The sequence below is a fragment of the Hymenobacter sp. genome (assembly GCF_031398885.1).
Taxonomy (GTDB): domain Bacteria; phylum Bacteroidota; class Bacteroidia; order Cytophagales; family Hymenobacteraceae; genus Hymenobacter.
Genome location: NZ_JANNOD010000082.1, coordinates 42,532 through 57,889 on the forward strand (window position 1 = coordinate 42,532; position 15,358 = coordinate 57,889).

13 protein-coding genes are annotated in these 15,358 nt (G+C 63.9%); 7 read left to right on the forward strand and 6 right to left on the reverse strand.

The features are described from left to right. Positions 1-3 precede the first annotated feature (3 nt). The 4 genes from RMO51_RS15910 (at position 4) to RMO51_RS15925 (ending at position 6,195) form a co-directional block, all read left to right on the forward strand. Positions 4-879: a hypothetical protein gene (locus RMO51_RS15910; protein WP_310396253.1), complete on the forward strand. Its 876-nt coding sequence runs from the start codon at positions 4-6 to the stop codon at positions 877-879. A gap of 86 nt (positions 880-965) precedes the next feature. Next, a complete protein-coding gene (pbpC, locus tag RMO51_RS15915; protein WP_310396254.1) occupies positions 966-3,377 on the forward strand; it encodes a penicillin-binding protein 1C in 2,412 nt (803 codons plus the stop codon). Between the two features lie 183 nt (positions 3,378-3,560). Next, positions 3,561-4,031 (forward strand): MaoC family dehydratase, encoded by a 471-nt coding sequence (locus RMO51_RS15920; RefSeq protein ID WP_310396256.1) that lies wholly within the window; start codon positions 3,561-3,563, stop codon positions 4,029-4,031. Positions 4,032-4,149: 118 nt separating this feature from the next. Further along, the gene (locus tag RMO51_RS15925) at positions 4,150-6,195 is read left to right on the forward strand and encodes a S9 family peptidase (protein WP_310396258.1); all 2,046 of its coding nucleotides are present in this window, start codon (positions 4,150-4,152) and stop codon (positions 6,193-6,195) included. A gap of 315 nt (positions 6,196-6,510) precedes the next feature. Here RMO51_RS15925 and RMO51_RS15930 read toward each other — a convergent pair whose 3' ends face one another. Beyond that, the gene (locus tag RMO51_RS15930) at positions 6,511-6,912 is read right to left on the reverse strand and encodes a DUF779 domain-containing protein (protein ID WP_310396259.1); all 402 of its coding nucleotides are present in this window, start codon (positions 6,910-6,912) and stop codon (positions 6,511-6,513) included. Between the two features lie 168 nt (positions 6,913-7,080). Then, the gene (locus RMO51_RS15935) at positions 7,081-8,610 is read right to left on the reverse strand and encodes an aldehyde dehydrogenase family protein (RefSeq protein ID WP_310396260.1); all 1,530 of its coding nucleotides are present in this window, start codon (positions 8,608-8,610) and stop codon (positions 7,081-7,083) included. Positions 8,611-8,889: 279 nt separating this feature from the next. Between RMO51_RS15935 and RMO51_RS15940 the strand changes: the two genes are divergently transcribed. After that, positions 8,890-9,822, forward strand: a complete 933-nt coding sequence (locus RMO51_RS15940; protein WP_310396261.1) for an AraC family transcriptional regulator — start codon at positions 8,890-8,892, stop codon at positions 9,820-9,822. Positions 9,823-9,895: 73 nt separating this feature from the next. Here RMO51_RS15940 and RMO51_RS15945 read toward each other — a convergent pair whose 3' ends face one another. Beyond that, entirely contained in the window at positions 9,896-10,822 is a 927-nt protein-coding gene (locus RMO51_RS15945) for a bestrophin family ion channel (protein ID WP_310396263.1), read from the reverse strand. A 42-nt stretch (positions 10,823-10,864) separates the two neighbouring features. Continuing rightward, positions 10,865-11,386 (reverse strand): GreA/GreB family elongation factor, encoded by a 522-nt coding sequence (locus tag RMO51_RS15950; protein WP_310396265.1) that lies wholly within the window; start codon positions 11,384-11,386, stop codon positions 10,865-10,867. A gap of 232 nt (positions 11,387-11,618) precedes the next feature. On the opposite strand from RMO51_RS15950, the gene RMO51_RS15955 reads away from it, so the two are divergent. Then, positions 11,619-12,764: an MFS transporter gene (locus RMO51_RS15955; protein WP_310396267.1), complete on the forward strand. Its 1,146-nt coding sequence runs from the start codon at positions 11,619-11,621 to the stop codon at positions 12,762-12,764. Between the two features lie 91 nt (positions 12,765-12,855). After that, positions 12,856-13,392, forward strand: coding sequence for a hypothetical protein (locus RMO51_RS15960; protein ID WP_310396268.1), 537 nt, complete (start codon positions 12,856-12,858; stop codon positions 13,390-13,392). Here the strand turns inward: RMO51_RS15960 and rfbD are convergent. Beyond that, complete coding sequence (gene rfbD, locus RMO51_RS15965; RefSeq protein WP_310396271.1) at positions 13,389-14,252, reverse strand: dTDP-4-dehydrorhamnose reductase; 864 nt, start codon at positions 14,250-14,252, stop codon at positions 13,389-13,391. The two genes, RMO51_RS15960 and rfbD, sit on opposite strands and share 4 nt — an antisense overlap. 159 nt (positions 14,253-14,411) lie before the next feature. Beyond that, a complete protein-coding gene (locus RMO51_RS15970) occupies positions 14,412-15,338 on the reverse strand; it encodes a TIGR03915 family putative DNA repair protein (RefSeq protein ID WP_310396273.1) in 927 nt (308 codons plus the stop codon). Positions 15,339-15,358: the final 20 nt, after the last annotated feature.

The window sequence follows — 15,358 nt, forward strand, 5'->3', positions numbered from 1 at the left end:
GCCATGAATTCGTTGATTTACTTGGCTTACGGCCCCGCTGAACTGCACGCGGAAGCATTTTACAGCCTGCTTTCCTACTACAAAGTGGCTGCCAGCCCGGTGCAAATTCTGATTTACACCGACGCACCGGATGCCTTCACCAGGAACCTTGGCACCCGGCCCGAAATCTACTACCCCGTCGTGACACCTGCCCAATGGCAGGTGTGGCGCGGCAGCAGCAACAAGGTATACCTGCTCAAAATCGGAGTGCTGGCCCACGCGGCCGAGCATTACCCCGGCAACCTGTTATTCGTCGACACTGATACTATTTGGCAGCGCGACCCAGCGCCGCTGTTTGCACAGCTGGCGCGGGGCCAGCGCATCCTGCACGTTAGCGAAGGTCAACTGGCTACCGGCAACGTCTTAAGCCGCAAGGTGTATCGGCACTTGAAAAACCGTGTTTTTACAGCGGGCAACCAGTCCGTGCGCGTCAATCCCAGCACCCTGCTTTACAACTCCGGCGTCATTGGTTTCGCCAGCCCCGTGGCGGCCCAGTTACCGGAAGTGCTGGCTCTGGCCGACCAGCTCTACGCCGCCTACGACAAGCATATGATGGAGCAACTGGCCTTCAGCCTGCGCTTTGCCCTCGATGGGCCTATCGGCGAAGCTGCGCCTTACGTGTTGCACTACTGGAACCTGAAAGCGGCCCGGCCCGTGCTCGCGCGGGTGTTCTCAACCTACGCCGGCCGGCCGCTCGACGAGCTCTACGAGCGCGCTACGAGCCTGAACCTCGCCGGCCTGCACGTGGCCGAGCTGGCCTATCGCAACCTGCCCGGCTGGCGACGTACCATACTCAAGTTACTGGGCCGTCGTTGGCAGATGCCGGAACTGGCGGTGTAATGGCAGCCGCGTAATTTGCAAGCGCCGGGCGCGAACCACTCACCCAAGCAGAGAAAGCAATGGCCTTTGAGGCTATCCGTCGGCTCATGGGTCACTGCTGGCCCGCTGCTCCCAGCCGGCGCCGGTTGCGGCGCACCGGTTGGGGACTGTGCGGGCTCGCACCGCTGGCTGTATTGCTCAACTCGGCGTTTCCCCTCCCGCCGGCCCCGCGCTACTCGCCCATCGTGCTGGCCGCCGACGGCACCGTACTACATGCCTACCTCAACCCCACCCAGAAGTGGCGTATGAAAACCGAGCTGCGCGACATCACGCCCGCGCTGCGCACCACCATCATTGAGAAAGAAGACCGGTGGTTTTACTGGCACTTCGGGGTGAATCCGCTGGCGCTGGTGCAGGCAGCGGGGCGCAACCTCTGGGGCACGGGCCGCACCACCGGGGCCAGCACCATCACCATGCAGGTGGCCCGGCTACTGGAGCCCAAGGAACGCACCTTCGGCAACAAGCTGCTCGAAATGCTGCGCGCCACCCAACTCGAACTTCATTACAGCAAGGCCGAAATCCTGCAGCTCTACCTGAACCTGGTGCCCTACGGCGGCAACGTGGAAGGCGTGAAATCGGCGGCCCTGCTCTACTTTCAGCAGCCGCCCGACTACCTCTCGCTGGCCCAGACCGTGACGCTGGCCATCATTCCGAACCGCCCGCGCGGGCTGGTGCTGGGCCGCAACAACGCGGCCGTGCGCCGGGAGCGCAACCGCTGGCTGCGGCAGTTTCAGCGGCGGCACCTGTTCCCCGACCAGGACATTGCCGACGCCCTGGCCGAGCCGCTCGACGTGCGGCGCCACGCCGCGCCCGCGCTGGCCCCGCACCTGGCGCGGCGGCTGGTGACGCAGTTTCCCGGCCGGGCCATCATCCGGTCCACGCTGCGGCGCGGCCCCCAGGCCCAGGCCGAGGACCTGACCCGCAACTACGTGCGCCGCCTGCGCGGGCTGGGCATCTCGCAGGCCGCCGTGCTGGTCGTGAACAATCGCACCCGCGCCGTGGAGGCTTACGTGGGCTCCGCCGATTTTCAGGACGCGGCCGGGGCCGGGCAGGTCGACGGGGTGCGGGCCGTGCGCTCGCCGGGCAGTACGCTCAAGCCGTTTCTGTACGCCCTGGCGCTGGACCGCGGCCTCGTCACGCCCAAGCTGAAGCTGCCCGACGTGCCCACCAACTTCAGCGGCTTCCGGCCCGAGAACTTCGACAAGAGCTGCGCTGGCGAAGTAACCGTGGAGCGGGCCCTAACCTACTCGCTCAACATCCCGGCCGTGCGCGTGCTGGCCGAAGTCGGGGTGAGCCAGTTCACCGACAAGCTGCGGGCCGCCGGCTTCCGCAGCGTGGCCCGCGCCGCGCCGCAGCTCGGGCTGAGCACCGTGCTGGGCGGCTGCGGCACCACGCTGGAGGAGCTGACGGGGCTGTACGCGGCGCTGGCGGATGGCGGACGGTACGCGCCTTTGTCATTAATTAAAAATGAAGAATTAAAAATTAAAAATGAGTCACGGGCAGTGGTAATTAAGAAAAGTAATACCGGTGGGAAAATTTTTAATTCTTCATTTTTAATTTTTAATTCCCTTTTCTCTCCCGCCGCCGCCTTTCTCATCACCGACATGCTGGCCCAGCGCGCCCGGCCCGACCTGCCGATGGGCTACGAGGGCAGCCGGCACCTGCCCAAAATTGCCTGGAAAACCGGCACCAGCTACGGCCGGCGCGACGCCTGGAGCATCGGCTACAACCGCGACTACACCATCGGCGTGTGGGTGGGCAACTTCAGCGGCCAGGGCAGCCCGGCCCTGACCGGGGCCGACGTGGCCTCGCCCCTGCTCTTCGACCTGTTCAACGCCCTGGCCTACAACTCGCCCAACCGCTGGGCCCCGCCCCCCGCCAGCCTGGACTTCCGGCTGGTGTGCGCCGAAACCGGCCTCGTGCCCGGCGAGCACTGCCCCAACCAGCTCATCGACTACTACCTGCCCGGCACCTCGTCGGCCCGGCGCTGCGAGCACCAGCGGGAAGCGCTGGTTTCGGCCGATGGCGCGGTGGCCTATTGCCGGGCCTGCGTGCCGGCGGCCGGCTTTCGGCGGCAGCTCTTTCCCAACCCGCTGCCGGAGGTGCTGGCGTTTCGCGAAACCCAGGGGCTGCCCACCACCCGCCTGCCGGCGCACAACCCCGCGTGCCGCCTGGTGCGGGGCCGCGACGACGGCGCGGGCCCGGCCCTGGCCATCACCTCCCCGCTCGACCACGCCGAGTACGTGCTCGACCGCGGCGAACAACAGCAACTGCTGCTCAGCTGCGCGGCGGGCAGCGAGGTGCGCCAGGTGTTCTGGTACGTAAACGACCGGTTCCTGCGGGTCGCCGCGGCCACCGAGCGGGTGTTTTTCCGGCCACCCCGCGGGTCAGTAAAAATCTCCTGCGCCGACGACCACGGCCGCAACGTCGACATCCAGCTGCAGGTGGCGGAGCTGTGAGCCAGGGAAGGGGTCGTCCAATTTTCTATTTCGGACAGGGCAATAACGGCGTTGTTGGCCCCGCGCGAGAGCTGGCGCGGGTAGCGTTTGGGTTCCATGCGGCAAAGGTCTGCACCCGGCCGGCAACCCCAGGCCCGGCGCGTATGTTTGCGGCCCTCCCACCCCAAAACGGCCCAGCCATTCATGAGTAAATTGACAATTCGCAGCCTCGCCGAGCTCGAAGCCTGCACTGGTCAGGAAATGGGCACCTCGCCGTTCCATACCGTTACGCAAGCGCAAATCAACCAATTTGCGGCCGCCACCTTCGACCATCAATGGATACACGTCGACGCCGAGCGAGCCCACGCCGAGTCGCCGTTCCAGGCCACCATTGCCCACGGCTACCTCACGGTGGCGCTGCTGCCCTATCTCTGGCAGCAAATTGTAGCCATTGAGAACCTCAAAATGCAGGTCAACTACGAAATTGAAAGTTTACGATTCAATCAGGCCGTGACGGTGGACAGCGCTGTGCGCCTGCGCGCCACCCTGCTGTCGGTGGTTAACCTGCGCGGCATTGCCAAGGCCCGCTTGGGCGTGACCCTGGAAGTTCAGGAGGCCAAAAAGCCCGCGTACACGGGCGTCATTACGTTCTTGTATCATTTTCAGGAACAGTAGAATTACGAAAAGCCAGTGGCCCGTTGAAAAGCGCGCAAGCAGTGACCGTGCGGCCCTGGCTGCGCGGTCTTTTTTGTTTACTTTAGGACCATACTTTCACTTTTTCTTCTGCTTGACTATGAGACATTTGTTTTTGAGCTTGGGCCTGTTCCTCGCTCTGGCCACTCCGCAACCAAGCGCGGCGCAAGCTTCCAAAACCGGCCCTCAGCCGGCGCTCATCGACCGGGACCTGCTGTTTGGCGACCCCGAGATTTCGGGCGCCCAGCTCTCGCCCGACGGCAAGTTTCTCTCCTTCATCAAGCCCTACAACGGCACCCGCAACATTTGGGTGAAGGGCCTGAGCGAGCCCTTCGACAAGGCTCGACCCATGACCAACGACCAAGCCCGCCCGGTGCGCGGCTACTTCTGGAGCCGCGACGGCAAGTACCTGCTCTACAGCCAGGACAAGGGCGGCGACGAGAACTTCAACATCTACGCCGTGAACCCGGCCGAAACCCTGCCCGCCGGCCAGCCCGTGCCCGCCGCCCGCGACCTCACCGGGCTGAAAGGCGTGCGGGTGCAAATCATCAACGACCCGCTCACCGACCCCAACACGCTCTACATCGGCCTCAACGACCGCGACAAGGCCTGGCACGACCTCTACAAGCTGAACCTGACCACCGGCGAAAAAACCCTGGTGCGCCAGAACACCGACCGCCTCGGCGGCTGGGTGTTCGACTGGAACGACCAGCTGCGGCTGGCTTCGCGCGCGAACCCGGACGGCAGCACCGAGTGGCTGCGGGTGGAGGGCGACAAGCTGACGCCGTGCTACAAAACGTCAATTGATGAGCAGAGCTACGTAGCCGGCTTCGCTAAAGACAACCAGCGCGTGTACCTGGTCACCGACCGGGGCCAGGCCCGCAACCTGGCTGAAATCGTGCTGCTCGACCCCGCCACCGGCCAGGAAACCCCTTACCAGACCGACCCGCTGAAGCGCGTGGACGTGGGCGGCCTGGAAATATCGGAGAAAACCCACGAGCCGATGTTCGTAACTTTCGAGGACGACCGGATGCGCCGCGTGTGGAAGGACCCGGCGTTTGAGCAGGATTTCAAGGCCGTGAGCGGGCAGCTGCCCGGCCTCGACGTGAACCCGGTGTCGCACACCGCCGACGAGCGGCTGTGGCTGCTCGCGGCCAGCTCGGCTACCCAGCCCAGCGTGGCCTACCTGTTCGACCGCCAGACCAAGCAGCTCACCAAGCAATACGAAACCCGGCCCAAGCTCCGGGCCGCCGACCTGGCCGACATGAAAGTGGTGCGCTACAAGTCGTCGGACGGCCTGGAGATTTCGGCTTACCTGACTTTGCCCAAGGGCGTGGCCGCCAAGAACCTGCCCGTCGTCATTTTCCCGCACGGCGGCCCCTGGGCCCGCGACACCTACGGCTTCAACGCCTACCATCAGTTCCTGGCCAACCGCGGCTATGCCGTGCTCTCGCCCAACTTCCGGGCCAGTACCGGCTACGGCAAGCAGTTTTTGAACGCCGGCAACAACGAATGGGGCCAGAAAATGCAGGACGACCTGACCTGGGGCGTGAAGTACCTGGTGGCCCAGGGCCTGGCCGACCCCAAGCGCGTGGGCATTATGGGCGGCTCGTACGGCGGCTACGCCACGCTGGCCGGCGTCGCGTTCACGCCCGACCTCTACGCCGCGGGCGTAGCCATCGTGGCGCCCTCCAACCTGATGACTTTGCTCAACGCCATTCCGCCGTACTGGGAAGCGGGCCGCAAGCAGATGTACGCCCGCATGGGCGACCCCACCACCGAAGCCGGCAAGGCCCAGCTCGCGCGGCAGTCGCCGCTGACGGCGGCCGCTAAAATCAAAACCCCGCTCCTGGTGGTGCAGGGCGCCAACGACCCGCGCGTGAACAAGGCCGAAGCCGACCAGATTGTGGTGGCCCTGCGCGACCGCAACTACCCCGTGCAATACATCTGTGCCCCCGACGAAGGCCACGGCTTCGCCCGCCCCGTGAACAACCTAGCCATGCTGGCCGCGTCCGAAAAATTCCTGGCCGCGCACCTCAAAGGCCGCTACCAGGAAAGCATGACCCCGGCCGTAGCCACGCGCCTCCAGGAAATCACCATCGACCCCAAAACGGTGACGCTGGTGAGCAAGACAGCGGTGAAATAGCTAATCTATTAGGAATAAAAAAAGGCCTATCCGTAATGGACAGGCCTTTTTTACATTTAGAACCTACCCGAGAAATATGCTTCCTGCAAAAAGGGCGTCATGCCGAGCGCAGCCGAGGCATCTCGCTGGTGCCGTCAGGGCGGTTCAACGAAGCGGGCGAGATGCCTCGGCTGCGCTCGGCATGACGGGTGATTTATTTTTCGGATAGGTTCTTAGACCGGCGTAGAGACGCAACATTTTGCGTCTCGTCGTTGAACAGCAATGCCTGAACATCTCCCGAACGGCGCGAACGACGAGACGCAAAACGTTGCGTCTCTACGCTGCGGCTTGCTGCTCCAGGTACTCCTCGCCTTCCTGCACCGGCGCCATGTCCTTGGACTCTTCCTCGGTAAACAAGCGCGAGCGAATCAGGAAGCGCACGCCAAGCGGGATTTCCAGCGAGAAGCTGGCCCCCCGGCCTTTGGTGACGTCCACCGTGAGCTGGGTGTGCTGCCAGTACTCGAACTGGCTGGTGCTCATGAAGAAGTCGCAGCCGTGAATCTGGCCCAGCCACACGTCGTTGCCGCCGATGCGAAATTCGCCCTTGGCGAAGCACATGGGCGAGGAGCCGTCGCAGCACCCGCCGCTTTGGTGGAACATGAGCGGGCCGTTTTCGTCGCGCAACAGGTCGATGGTGGCTTCGGCGGCTTGGGTTACTAATACGCGGGGAGTGGGCATCTTTTCAAAGTGTGAATGAGCGAATAGATGGCGGTACGCAAAAAGCAGAACGTCATGCTGAGCCTGTCGAAGCATCTCTCCCACTTCGATGGATTATTCCACCTAACGGCGTGGTAGAGATGCTTCGGCTACGCTCAGCATGACGTTCTTTTTACGACTGCAACTGGCTTAGAAGAAGCCCAGCTTCTGCTGGCTGTAGTTGATGAGCATGTTCTTGCTCTGGCGGTAGTGGTTGAGCATCATCTTGTGGTTCTCGCGGCCGAAGCCGGAGGCCTTGTAGCCGCCGAAGGGGGCGCCGGCGGGGTAGTCGTGGTAGCAGTTCACCCACACGCGGCCGGCTTGGATGGCGCGGGGCATCTGGTACAGCTCGTGCGCGTCGCGGCTCCAGAGGCCGGCGCCGAGGCCGTAGAGCGTGTCGTTGGCGATTTCGATGGCCTCGTCGTTATCCTTGAAAGTAGTCACGGACAGCACCGGGCCGAAGATTTCCTCCTGAAAGATGCGCATTTTGTTGTGGCCCCGGAAGATGGTGGGCTGGATGTAGTAGCCCTCGGCTAGCGCGCCGTCCTGTTGCGTGTAGGCTTCGCCGCCCACCAGCACCTCGGCGCCCTCGGCCTTGCCGATTTCAAGGTAGCTCAGGATTTTCTCGAATTGGTCGTTCGAGGCCTGGGCGCCCATCATCGTGCTCGGGTCCAGGGGGTTGCCCAGCTTCACGGCCTTCACCCGCTCGATGACGCGGGCAATGAAGGCGTCGTAGATGTCCTCGTGCACCAGCAGCCGCGAGGGGCAGGTGCAGATTTCGCCCTGGTTGAGGCAGAACATCACGGCGCCCTCAATGGCCTTGTCGAGGAAGTCGTCGTCGTGGTCCATCACCGACTTGGTGAAGATGTTGGGCGACTTGCCGCCCAGCTCCATGGTGACGGGGATAATGTTCTCGGCGGCGTACTGCAGAATGAGGCGGCCGGTGGTGGTTTCGCCGGTGAAGGCCACCTTCTGCACGCGCTTGTTGCTGGCCAGGGGCTTGCCGGCTTCCAGGCCGAAGCCGTTCACGACGTTGAGCACGCCGGCGGGCACCACGTCCTGAATCAGCTCCATGAGCACCATGATGCTGGCCGGGGTTTGCTCGGCGGGCTTCACCACCACGCAGTTGCCGGCGGCCAGGGCCGGGGCAATTTTCCAGGTGGCCATCAGCAGCGGGAAATTCCAGGGAATAATCTGGCCAATCACGCCCAGCGGCTCCTGAATCACGAGCGAGAGGGTGTCCTGGTTCAGCTCGGTGGCCGAGCCTTCCTCGGCCCGAATCACGCCCGCAAAGTAGCGGAAGTGGTCGATGGCCAGCGGCAGGTCGGCCGCCATGGTCTCGCGGATGGCCTTGCCGTTCTCGACGCATTCCACGGCGGCGAGGTGGGCCAGGTTGGCTTCCATGATGTCGGCAATCTTGAGCAGCATGTTGCTGCGCGTGGTGGGCGAGGTGTGCTTCCAGGTGGCGAAGGCTTCGTGGGCGGCGTCCAGGGCCAGCTCGATGTCTTCCTTGGTGCTGCGGGCCACTTTACAAAAAGCCTTGCCGTCGATGGGCGAGGGGTTGTCAAAATACTGGCCCTTCACCGGGGCCACCCATTTGCCGCCGATGAAGTTGTCGTAATGGGACTTGAATTTGGGGCGGGCCACCACGGTGGTGGTTTCTTCGAGGGTTTCAGCCATGACGTTGGGAAAAGGTTAAGGGTTGAGTGGGGTTGGAACGAGGTAAAGTTCTTTCATTAACCTTTTCGCCGGTTGTGGTATTGTCTTAAAGACTGCGGAAATAATCGCAACTTGTGGAGCGGGATGGATGCACCAGCGCGTCATGCCGGACGCAGCCGAGGCATCTCGCCCGCCTCGTTGAACGATTGAAGTACTCCCCCCCGCAAGATGCCTCGGCCGCGCCCGGCATGACGTTCTTTTTTCCTCCTCTCTCTGCCCTTCTAACCCAACCTCCCACCCATGATGCCTTCCCGCGTCCACCTGCCCGCCGCCATTGCCCCGCTCGCCTTCGACTGCCTGCACTCACTGGTCGAAAACCGGACGGTTTACGCCCTCGACGGGTTCGAGCTCAACGTGTTTGAAACCCACCGCGCCGCCTACCGCGTGCCCCTGCGCCTCGACGGCCTGGCCCTGACCACCATGCTGCGCGGCAAAAAGGTGATGCACCTGCCCGGCCGCGCCGCCTTCGACTACCTGCCCGGCGAGTCGGTGGTGGTGGACAAGAACGAGCTGATGGAAATCGACTTTCCGGACGCCTGCCTCTGCCAGCCCACCCAGTGCCTGGCCGTGGCCATTGCGCCGGACACCATCCGCCACACCGTGGACCTGCTCAACGAGCGGTACCCGCGCGTGGAAACGCACACGCCCTGGGCCCTGGCCGGCCCCGAGCACGCCCACCTCACCAACACCCCCGAGCTCACCGGCACCCTGGAGCGCCTCGTGGCCGTGTCGCGCGCCACCGACGCCAACAAGGACCTGCTGGCCGGCTTCACCCTGCAGGAGCTGCTGGTGCGCCTCATGCAAACGCAGGCCCGCCAGCTCATCTTCCACGACTACGCCCGGCACCTGACCACCCACCGCTTCGCCGCCGTGGTCAGCTACATCCGGCAGCACCTGGCCGAGAGCCTGACCATCGACAAGCTCAGCGCCCTGGCCTGCATGAGCAAGGCCACATTCTTCCGCCTGTTCAAGCGCGAGTTCGGCCTCACGCCGGTCGAGTTCATCATCCGCGAGCGGCTGCGCGAAGCCAAGCGCCTGCTGCGCCACCCGCTGGCCAGCGTGGCCGAGGTCTGCCTGCGGGCCGGCTTCAACAACCTCTCCTACTTCCAGGCCCTGTTTAAAAAATACGAGGGCGTGACGCCGGGCGCTTATAAAAAGCAGATGGTGGCGTAGGTAACAATTAAAAATTAAAAATGAGCACTACCGAAGAGCCATTTTTAATTTTTAATTCTCAATTTTTAATTCCTCAAAACACCACGCTGTACGGCGCGTCGGCCAGGGCGCGCACGTCTTCGTGCAGCGCCACGCCCAGCACCTCGTGCACGTCGGCCCGGATGCGGTTGGCCATTTGAGTGAGCGGGAGGTCGTTGCTGTCCTTGCCGAACGGGTCCTCGATTTCATCGCCTATCATCTCCACGCCCAGCAGCGCGTAGGCCCCGAACATGGTGACGGGAATGGCCAGCAGCTGGTAGGTGTCAAGCAGGTTGAACGGCATGATGAGGATGAATACCGTGATAAATCCTTTGATAAAATAGCTGTAGGAAAAAGGGATGGGCGTTTTCTGGATGCGCTCGCAGGCGCCGGCCACGTCGAGCAAGGCTTCGTGGTGGCGCTGAATGGTGATGAGGTGGGTGGGCAGAAGCAGCTCCTGCGCCAGCAACCGCTCGTAAAATTCCTGCAGCTGGGCGGCAATACGCAGGGGCACGTGGTTGACGAGGCGCAGCTGTTCGAGGTAACCGGCTTCGACTTCCTCCATGTTGTGAAACTTCACGCCTTTGCGCAAGTGGCCGTCGAGGGCAATGGGGAAGTTGGCGAGCAGCCCGGCCAGGTAGGCGCGGTGGGCGCGGTCGGCGGCCGGCAGGCGGGCGTGGAGCAGCACGGCCAGGTTGCGGCAGTTGTTCACAAGCTGGCCCCACAGGCGGCGGCCTTCGTAAAACCGGTCGTAGGCCGTATTGGTCCGAAACACCAGCAGCAGGCTGAGCATGATGCCCAGGAAGGAAAAAAACTCCTTGTCAACGGTGATGGTGAGCTGCGAATAATACGCCGAGCCGGCCGTTAGGGCCGCGGCGTAGAGGCCCACCAGCAGCACCCGCTTCAGCAGCAGGCGAATGATGGGCGAGGAGCGCAGGTGGCGCAGGGCCTCCCACCAGTCGGTCGATTTGTAAACAATCATGGCGCAGAATCAAAGCCGCCTGTGGTAGCACGGCGGCCAAAATTACGCCCCGTAGGCGATGCTGGCTACTTCCACCACTTCTTCCTTCGGCCCCAGTTTCAGCGCCACGGCAGCCCCCAGCTTGGCACCCTGCACGGCCCGCGCCAGGGGCGCCACGAAGGCCACCCGCCCCTCCGCCACGGCGGCCTCGTCGACGCCCACAATGGTAAATTTCCGCTCCAAGCCTGCTTTTCCGCCCGCCACCGTGCGCAGCGTGACGGTGGCGCCAAACCGCACTTCCCGGGCCGGCTGGCCGGCGGGGTCTACCACTTTCGCGCTGCCCAGCCGCTCGGTGAGCAACGCAATGCGGCCGTTGTAGAGCGAGAGCCGGTGGGTGCGGTCGGTGTCGTTGTCGTGGTTAGCCTCGGCCTGGGCGCGCTCGGCTTCGAGGGCTGCCAGCTCGGCGCGCAACAGCTCCAGGCCGCGGGGCGTGACGTAGTTGGGCGTGCCGGCCGGCAGCGCGGCCCGGGGCGGAATAATGGGCGGCGTCTGCGCGTCGTCTTCTTTGGTAAACCCTCGGCTCATGCCCCGTGTGAACGCAAGGTTGGGCGGCGGGTTGTGGCGGGCGTAACCATTGCGCGCGTTGCTCTGTTGGGGCCCACTGCGGGCCGCTCCTGGCCCCGGCCCGCTGGTTTACATGAAAGAATTCTTAATTGACAATACCCGCTCATCCGCCCACGGTACCGCGGCTTTCCCCCTTTCAACCCCGGCTGAGCCAATTCCACCGCAGCCGCTAAGCCCGGGGTTGGTGTGGCTGATGGCCGCGACCTGCGGCCTGGTGGTGGCCAACATTTATTACAACCAGCCGCTGCTGGCCGCCATTGGCCGCACGTTTCACCTTTCGGACAGCGGCGCCAGCCTCGTGGCCACGGCCACGCAGGTGGGCTATACGCTGGGCATGTTGTTCGTGGTGCCGCTGGGCGACATGCTGGAGCGCAAGCGCCTGGTGCTGCTCATGCTGCTGGGGGCCGCCGGGTGCCTGGCGCTGGCGGCGTGGGCGCCCAGCTTCGCGGTGCTGGCGGGGGCCAGCGTGCTGCTGGGCCTGCTTTCGGCGGTGCCGCAACTGCTGGTGCCCCTGGCCGCGCACTTGGCGCCGGCAGCCAGCCGGGGCCGCATTGTGGGCCGCGTGATGAGCGGGCTGCTCGTCGGCATTCTGCTTTCGCGCGCGGTGAGCGGCTACGTGGGGGCACACTTCGGCTGGCGCACCATGTTCGAGTTGGGCGCGGGGCTCATGGTACTGCTCGTGGCCCTGCTGGCCTGGAAGCTGCCCACCGACCGGCCCACGTTCACCGGCTCCTACGCTTCGCTGATGAAGTCGCTACTTACCCTCACCCGCGAGCAGGCGCCGTTGCGGCGGGCGGCATTGGTGGGCGCCTGCCTGTTCGCGGCGTTCAGCGTGTTCTGGACCACGCTGGCGTTTTACCTCGAAGGCCCGTCCTTTGGGTACGGGAGCGACGTGGCCGGTTTTTTTGGCTTGATTGGGGCGTTTGGGGCCCTGGCTGCGCCGCTGGCCGGCAAGACGGCTGATGCCCGCGGCCCGGCCTACACGGTGGCGTTGGGCATTGCGCTGGCGCTGGCGGCCTACGCCGTGCTGGGCTTCGGCGGCGGGCACGTGGCGGGGCTGGTGGTGGGCGTGCTGCTGCTCGACGTGGGCGTGCAGGCCACCCACGTCTCCAACCAATCCTTGATTTTCTCACTGGTACCCGAGGCCCGCAGCCGCCTGAACACGGTGTACATGACGGCCTATTTCATCGGCGGCTCGGTGGGCTCGGTGCTGGGCGGGCTGGCCTGGACGCACGGCGGCTGGCCGGGCGTGTGCGCAGTGGGCGGGGCTTTGGCACTGGCCGCGCTGCTGGCTAGCCGGCTGTATGGACAAGAAAACCCCAGCGGGGCATTGGCGTAGCCGCGTCCACACCGTTGGAACGGTGCTTGGGCATTGTGCGGGCTTGTCGCACTATATTAAGGCCGCGGTTCTTCTCCGCCCTGCGTCTATTATGCTCCGACCATTAGGTGTTATTGCAGTTGCACTACTGCTCGCCAGCGTTAATTTGACCGGCTGCTGCTTCGACTGCGTTGAATCGACGGACACCAGTTTTCTCACCTTCGCTTTTTCCCCCGACAGCGTGGGCGGTACGGGCTTCCGTCGCGCCGAACTGCAGTCGGTGTACGTGGTGACGTATGGGCAGCCGGGCTTCCGAGGCGTTCCCGACACGTCCCGGCAGGTCCGGCCTGGTACTTCCGGGGCGGCTTCGCGTTCGTTGCAGCTTTACCCGTCGCCCACACCTCCCATCGGCCGAATTACGATGTCAGTATACGCCCAACCGGGCGTGCCGTTTAGCTACCGCATAGTTGTGCCGGCAGCTGAACGGGTGTATGCCATTGACGACGTAGTTCACGTTTTCAAAGAAGGCGAGGGCGGTTGCAATTGTCGCACCCTCACCGAAAAGCGCTTCACCGTCGACGGCAGAACCGAGGTACAACTGCCGGAAGGGTCAAATACCGGCCGACCGGCGACGGTATTGGCGCGCTAGCCCTGCTCGGCCAACCGTCTCAGGCACACCGCCAAGCTGGTGCGCCAATGCGGAATGACCACGCCCAACTGGGTTTTGGCCTTGGTCTTGTCCATGACCGAGTATGCGGGGCGGGTGGCCTTGGTGGGGTATTCGGCCGTGCGGATGGGCGTTATCTTGGCCTTTGTCTGGCTCAGCTCGAAGATGGCCGCCGTGAAGTCGTACCAGGAAGTGACGCCCTCGTTGCTGTAGTGGTAAAGACCGTACTGTTGATTCTGGGTTTCAATAATGGTGAGGATGCAACCCGCCAGGTCGATGGCGTAAGTCGGTGTGCCGGCCTGGTCCCAGATGACGCGCAACTCGTCGCGCTCGCGGCCCAGCCGGAGCATGGTCTTCACGAAGTTGTTGGCGTACTCGGAGTACAGCCAACTGGTCCGCAGAATAAAGTACTGGCTCGTATGGGCCGGTACCACCTGCTCGCCTTCCAGCTTGGTGAGGCCGTAGGCGCTGATGGGCGCCGTTTCGTCGGTTTCGAGCAGGGGCTGGTTGCCGGTGCCGGCGAACACGAAATCGGTCGAAATCTGAATGAGCGTTGTGCCAAACTCCCCGCACAGCCGGGCCAAGTTTTCCACGCCGTCGCGGTTGATTTTGCGGGCCAGCTGTATTTCATCTTCGGCCTTGTCCACGGCCGTGTAGGCGGCGCAGTTGATGCAATAAGTCGGCCGGTGCTGCGCAAACAGCGCCGCCAGCCCGGCGGGGTCAAGAATGTTAGCCTCCGCCTCGGGCAGCAACACCAGTCCCGCCGTGCCCCTTTCCCGCGCCACGTGGGCCAGGCATTGTCCCAATTGCCCGGAGGCCCCAAAAACCAGAATGCTACCCATAAACTTTGCTTGCGATGATGCCAAAGCACTGGCCGCGGCAGTCAGTCGTTGCCCCAAATAGTGCCGGCACAAAGTAACGGTGCTTTGGGAGATGGGTGTACTCGGGACCCGGACTTGACCGGCGGCAAGGCCGGCGCGTACAGACTCGCAAAGTCCGCCCTACGGCAAAACTGCCGGGGCTTCACCCGGCGGGCGCTTGTTCTGGATGGGCACGAAGCGCGTTTCGCGCGGCTGTTTCTCGCTCAGGTACTTCCAGTAGCGCAGCGGCATGTGGCGGCGGTGCAGCTTCAGGTTTTTGCGCTCCGGGATATTGACGTGGTCGAAATACGACTGCCATAGCAGCTTGAACAGCGGCTCCCGCTCATCGAGCACGGTGGCCGAAATATCGGTGGATGCGGCGGGCTGGTTCACCTCGAACCGCACCACGTCGGTGCGCATGAGGTCATAATACAAACCATAGTGGCGGCGCCGGTCATAAATCAGCCAGCGCTGGTCGGCGTAGCGCTTGGTGAAATGGGCGGCGATGAGCGGCAGCACGTCGAAATCGGGGTCGATGGTGGCGTGAAACAGCCCGTCGGCAGTTTTCTCGAAGCGCACGAAAGCTTCCATGCGGTGCTTCTCGCGGAACATCTGCTGGGCCAGGCGCTGAATGCGGCGCACGTCGGCGTTGGCGTAGTTTTCGGAAATGTCGCGAGCCGCGCGCAGGGCCAAATCCACATAGCGGAAGATGAGCAGCTCCCGGTCCGCGTCCTCGCTCAGAAACACGTGGTAGAGGCGGGCACGGGCCTCCTGGTCCATGGTGCGCAGCAGGCCGTCCCACACGCGGGCGGCCAAAGCTTCGTCAGTCTCCCGGTGCGCCGGCTGGGCAAACAGGCCGGTTTGGGCCACGGCGGCGGGCTGGATGCTGTTGGGCGCCGCCCGCCAGTCGTAGACGGTGAACAGCACCGTGAGCAGGCCCTCGAACGTGCCATCGTAGGTGTAGTCGCGTGGTGCGGCCGTGAGCGCAGGGGCGCCAGGCCGGCGGCGCGACCGGCACACCACACCCCCCGCCCCCCCCACCCACCGCTGGGGGGTCGCCCAGAACATAAGAAAAGCAAAAGGAATCG

What these genes read in the sequence shown, in the direction of transcription:
- pbpC (WP_310396254.1), top strand. Translation starts at nt 966, where the DNA reads ATGGGTCACTGCTGGCCCGCTGCTCCCAGCCGGCGCCGGTTGCGGCGC.
- RMO51_RS15935 (WP_310396260.1), bottom strand. Translation starts at nt 8,610, where the DNA reads ATGGCTGAAACCCTCGAAGAAACCACCACCGTGGTGGCCCGCCCCAAA.
- RMO51_RS15910 (WP_310396253.1), top strand. Translation starts at nt 4, where the DNA reads ATGAATTCGTTGATTTACTTGGCTTACGGCCCCGCTGAACTGCACGCG.
- RMO51_RS15920 (WP_310396256.1), top strand. Translation starts at nt 3,561, where the DNA reads ATGAGTAAATTGACAATTCGCAGCCTCGCCGAGCTCGAAGCCTGCACT.
- RMO51_RS15960 (WP_310396268.1), top strand. Translation starts at nt 12,856, where the DNA reads ATGCTCCGACCATTAGGTGTTATTGCAGTTGCACTACTGCTCGCCAGC.
- RMO51_RS15940 (WP_310396261.1), top strand. Translation starts at nt 8,890, where the DNA reads ATGATGCCTTCCCGCGTCCACCTGCCCGCCGCCATTGCCCCGCTCGCC.
- rfbD (WP_310396271.1), bottom strand. Translation starts at nt 14,252, where the DNA reads ATGGGTAGCATTCTGGTTTTTGGGGCCTCCGGGCAATTGGGACAATGC.
- RMO51_RS15925 (WP_310396258.1), top strand. Translation starts at nt 4,150, where the DNA reads ATGAGACATTTGTTTTTGAGCTTGGGCCTGTTCCTCGCTCTGGCCACT.
- RMO51_RS15970 (WP_310396273.1), bottom strand. Translation starts at nt 15,338, where the DNA reads ATGTTCTGGGCGACCCCCCAGCGGTGGGTGGGGGGGGCGGGGGGTGTG.
- RMO51_RS15950 (WP_310396265.1), bottom strand. Translation starts at nt 11,386, where the DNA reads ATGAGCCGAGGGTTTACCAAAGAAGACGACGCGCAGACGCCGCCCATT.
- RMO51_RS15930 (WP_310396259.1), bottom strand. Translation starts at nt 6,912, where the DNA reads ATGCCCACTCCCCGCGTATTAGTAACCCAAGCCGCCGAAGCCACCATC.
- RMO51_RS15955 (WP_310396267.1), top strand. Translation starts at nt 11,619, where the DNA reads ATGGCCGCGACCTGCGGCCTGGTGGTGGCCAACATTTATTACAACCAG.
- RMO51_RS15945 (WP_310396263.1), bottom strand. Translation starts at nt 10,822, where the DNA reads ATGATTGTTTACAAATCGACCGACTGGTGGGAGGCCCTGCGCCACCTG.